At 74.2% G+C, this 4,178-nt stretch carries 3 protein-coding genes; 1 reads left to right on the top strand and 2 read right to left on the bottom strand.

All coding sequences use genetic code 11. The annotated features are described in order from the left end of the window. Positions 1-43 precede the first annotated feature (43 nt). Positions 44-439, bottom strand: coding sequence for a lipopolysaccharide assembly protein LapA domain-containing protein (locus ACFXGA_RS29510; RefSeq protein WP_378093435.1), 396 nt, complete (start codon positions 437-439; stop codon positions 44-46). A gap of 36 nt (positions 440-475) precedes the next feature. Further along, positions 476-3,127 carry an XRE family transcriptional regulator gene (locus tag ACFXGA_RS29505; RefSeq protein ID WP_378093433.1) on the bottom strand — a complete coding sequence of 884 codons (2,652 nt, stop codon included), beginning with the start codon at positions 3,125-3,127 and terminating at the stop codon, positions 476-478. A 486-nt stretch (positions 3,128-3,613) separates the two neighbouring features. On the opposite strand from ACFXGA_RS29505, the gene ACFXGA_RS29500 reads away from it, so the two are divergent. Further along, the gene (locus tag ACFXGA_RS29500; RefSeq protein WP_378093431.1) at positions 3,614-4,144 is read left to right on the top strand and encodes an AAA family ATPase; all 531 of its coding nucleotides are present in this window, start codon (positions 3,614-3,616) and stop codon (positions 4,142-4,144) included. Positions 4,145-4,178 lie beyond the last annotated feature (34 nt).

Genomic DNA, 4,178 nt, shown 5'->3' with positions numbered 1-4,178 from the left:
TTCACGCTGAACGGCAGGTCCTGTTCCTCGGTCTGAGGACGAACTATCGCAGCCCTCGTTTGGCCTGGCGGCGCAGCTGCATTATCCGGGCTGCGCCGACCAGGGCCACCAGGATCGCCCCCGCGATCGCCGCGAACAGCAGCGCCACGCCCAGCGGCAGCGTGCCCGACGCGCCCAGGAAGTGGATCGTGGCGCCGGTGAGGTTCTGCAGGATGAACACCAGCAGGACGATCAGCACCACGATCGAGGCCAGCACGGCGACCCACGTGCCGCTGATCCGGGTGCGCTTCAGCTTCGGCTGCGGACCCGCCGGGTGGTCGGGCACGCCCGGACCGCCGACCGACGGCTCGACGTCGCGCCGACCCACCGCCGGCGGGCCGTCCGGGATCGGGCTCGTGGGCAGCGCTTCGGTGCGGTCGTCGTCACGCGGCGTGGTCACGTCGTGATTATCGGTCCGCCTCCGCCGGCCCGCCAATCAACCGCACGGGCGGCGGTACTCCAGCGCGCCGCCCGCGCCGACGTACTGCTGCCACTCCTCGTGGCTGAGGTGGGTGGTGACGCCCGCGCACATCTCGCGCACCGCCGTGTCGAAGTCGAACTCCCACGAGCGCGTCGTGCCGTTGGACTTCGACGTGACGACGACGGTCGGGCTGTCGCCGAACCCGACCGCGTAGACGCCCTTGGTGAGGCCGTTGATCCGGCCGCGCTCGGCCGGCCGCCGCGGGTCGGCGACGTCCCACAGCGCCACCTTGTCCTGGGTGCCGACGGTGGCGAGGGCCCGGTCGTCGGCGCGGAACCCCAGCGCCTGCACCGCGCCCCGGTGCGCCTTGTCGGACCACAGCTCGACCCGCTTGCCCTCCTTGGTCAGGTCGAAGAGGCTGACCTGGCCCTTCGCCGTGCCCAGCGCCAGCGTGCGCCGGTCGTGCGACAGGGCGGCCGACGTGATGTCCCACCCGAGGTCCAGCTGCGCGACCCGCGCCGGGCGCGCCGGGACCGACACGTCCCAGAGCCGGACGACGCCCAGCACGTCGTAGGTCACGACGACCTCGCCGTCCGGGCTGTAGCCGACGCCCAGCACGGGGCGGGAGTGGCCGGGCAGGCGGGACGCCAGGACCGGCCGGGCCGGGTCCGCCCAGTCCCACACCGCCACCTCGGCGTCCGCGCCCGCCGTGACCAGGGTGCGCGCGGCGGCCGGGTCGAGCGCGATGCGGTCCACCCGGAAGTCGAAGGTGTGCGCGACCTCGAAGGTCACGTCGGTGACGTCCCAGACCTTCGCCGACCCGTCCACCAGCGTGGTGGCGAACGCCTGGTTGTCGCGGTTCACCGCGATCGACGTCACCGTCTCGTCGGCGGGCCCGAACACGCGCGTGTTCGCCTGCGGCACGCCGTCCGGGCTGCGCGCCTGCGCGGAGGCGAACGCCGCGCGCACCGCCATGTCGCGCTGGTGCGTGGCGTTCGCGCTGAGCACGCCGTCGCGGGTCTCGTCGTTGGGGTCGAGGTGGTACGCGGCGATGGCGAGCTGGTCGGCGAGCTGCGGGTCGCTGCTGCGCTGCGCCTGCGACTGGTTGGCCACGTACCAGGCGGTGGAGGACTTCCAGCCCGCCGCGGCCTCCTTCTGGGCGTCGATCGCGAGCACCACGGCCGTGCCGGCGAGCGCCAGCAGCACCGCCAGCAGCGCGACGAGCTGGCGCAGCCGCCGGGTCCGCCGGTGCGCGAGCTGCCGCTCCCGGTCGCGGGCCTGGAGGCTCTCGGCCAGGAAGTCGCGTTCCTGAGCGCTCGGGCGCACCCCGCCGCGCTGCGTCCACTCGACCGCGGCGTCCAGCCGGGCGCCCCGGTACAGCGCGTCCGGGTCGCGGCCGAGCGATTCCCAGGTCGCCGCGGCCTCCGTGAGCCGGCGCATGGTGCGCAGCCCCTCGCGGTCCTCGGCCAGCCAGCCGCGCAGCCGGGGCCAGGACCGGATCAGCGCCTCGTGCGCGATCTCCACCGTGTCGCGGTCCAGGGTGAGCAGCCGGGCGTGCGCGAGCCGGTCGAGCACGACGTCCACGTCCACGTCGTGGTCCAGCTCGGACCGGGGCAGCCGCCGCTTGGTGTCCTCGGTGCCGTCGCCGAGCGCGGTGAGCCGCAGGAACACCTGCCGGGCCACTGCGCGCTGGTGCCGTTCCAGCGACGTGTAGGTGCGCTCGGCGGTCTGCGCGATGGCGTGCTGGATGCCGCCCGCGGCCTCGTAGCCGGCCAGGGTCAACGTGGTGCCGCGCCGGCGTCGCCAGGTCTCCAGCAACGCGTGCGACATCAGCGGCAGCACGCCCGCCTGGCCGGTGGCGTCGGCGACGAGCCGGGACACCAACGCCGTCTCCACCGTGCACGACGCCTTCACGGCCGGCTGCATGATCACCTGGCGCAGCTCCTCCGGGCCCATCGGCCCGAGCAGCACCTGGCCGTCGGTCAGCGCCTCCACCAGCGCCGGGTGCTGCGCGCAGTGCCCGTAGAAGTCGGCCCGCACGCCGAGCACGACCTTGCCCGGGGCGGCCAGGAGCGCGTCGACGTAGGCGGTGCGCCGGTCCGCGTCCGGCCACAGCGTGAAGACCTCTTCGAACTGGTCCACGATCACCAGGTCCGCGTCGAGGTCCGGCTCGGCGGTCAGGCTGGGGGAGGTGACCACGACCCGGCCGGACAGCCGCGGCACCAGGCCGGCGCGCAGCAGCGACGACTTGCCCGCGCCGGACGCGCCGAACACCGCCACGAGCCGGCGGTGCGAGAGGCGCTGCTCCAGCTCGTCCAGCAGGTGGTCGCGGCCGAAGAACCACTCGGCGTCCTCGGTGCCGTAGGCGGCCAGACCCGCGTACGGCGGGTGGCCCTCGTCGGGACCGGGCTCGGGGGTGGGCAGCACCTCGGCGGCGACCTGCCGCCACCGGTCCTCCCACTCGGCCACGTCGCCCTCGCACGCGCGCACGTAGGCCAGCGTCACCGCCAGCGTGGGCAGCTTGCGCCCGCCCGCGGCGTCCGACAGCGTCGTCGCCGAGTAGTGGGCGCGCGCGCCGAGCTGTCGGTAGCTGTGCCCGCCCGCCTTGTCCCGCAGCGACCTGAGGTCGGCGGCGAACTTGAGCAGCGGGCTGTCACCGACGTCCAACGGGCGCTCTCCACGCGGCACCGGTCACCCCCTGGCTGTCCTGCGACGATTGTCCGCGTCGGCAAACGTGTCGTCCAGGCTGTCAGACCGGCGGCCGAAGCGCCTCCGCTTCCGACGACTGCATTCGGGTGAAGCCGTCCGGACCGCGTTCCGCGGGCGATTCGGCTCCGGACGCCTCCCGGCGTGCGCCCCGCTCGCCGGTGGTTCGGGCTCCGGTGCAGGTCAACGGCCTGTTGTCGCGGGTCGTCACCTGGTCTTCCGGTGGGCGTGGCGGCCGGTCCGTCGTCGGTGGCCCTTGTTGCGGTCGGTGACCAACACGCGTCACGCACTTCGGGCCGGCCCGTGACCTCGGGCGTGTTGGTGACAGCGCGTAGTGGTGTCGGTACATGCCGGTATGTACCGGGCGTGTACCGGTCGTCGGCACGATGGGTGGTGCGGGGGCGGCGACCAGGGGGCGCCGTCCCCCGCGCCGCTAGGCTGGCCGGGGTGCCCCGCCTGATCGCGCTGAACGGCCCGCCCGGCTGCGGGAAGTCGACCATCGCCCGCCGGTACGCCGAGGACCACCCGCCCGCGTTGGCGCTGGACGTCGACCGGGTGCGCGACCTGATCGCGGGCGACCTCGGCGAAGCGGGCCGGCTGGCCCGGGACATCGCCGTCGCCGCCGCGCGCGTGCACCTGACCGCCGGTCACGACGTGGTGGTGCCGCAGTTCCTCGGCCGCCCGGAGTTCCTGGACCGGCTGTCCGCCCTGGCCGCCGAGGTGGGCGCGGCCTACCACGAGGTCGTGCTGACGGACACGAAGGCCAACGCGATCCGCCGCTTCACCGAGCGCGGCACCGTCCGGGCGACCCCGGCCGAGCTGTCCGCCATGCACGACGCCCTGCAACGGATCATCGCCACCCGGTCGCCCGTGGTCATCCCCTCCGTGGAGGGCGACCCGACCCGCACCTACCGCTCGCTCCTGGCCGTCCTGAACGGTGAACTCACGCGTTCCCAACGTAGGACACACGCGACCTGAACGTAGGACACGCGCGCGTGTCCTACGTTGGGAA

It is taken from the genome of Actinosynnema sp. NPDC059335, assembly GCF_042752395.1.
Lineage (GTDB): Bacteria > Actinomycetota > Actinomycetes > Mycobacteriales > Pseudonocardiaceae > Actinosynnema.
This window is presented reverse-complemented; position numbering and strand designations above follow the sequence as displayed.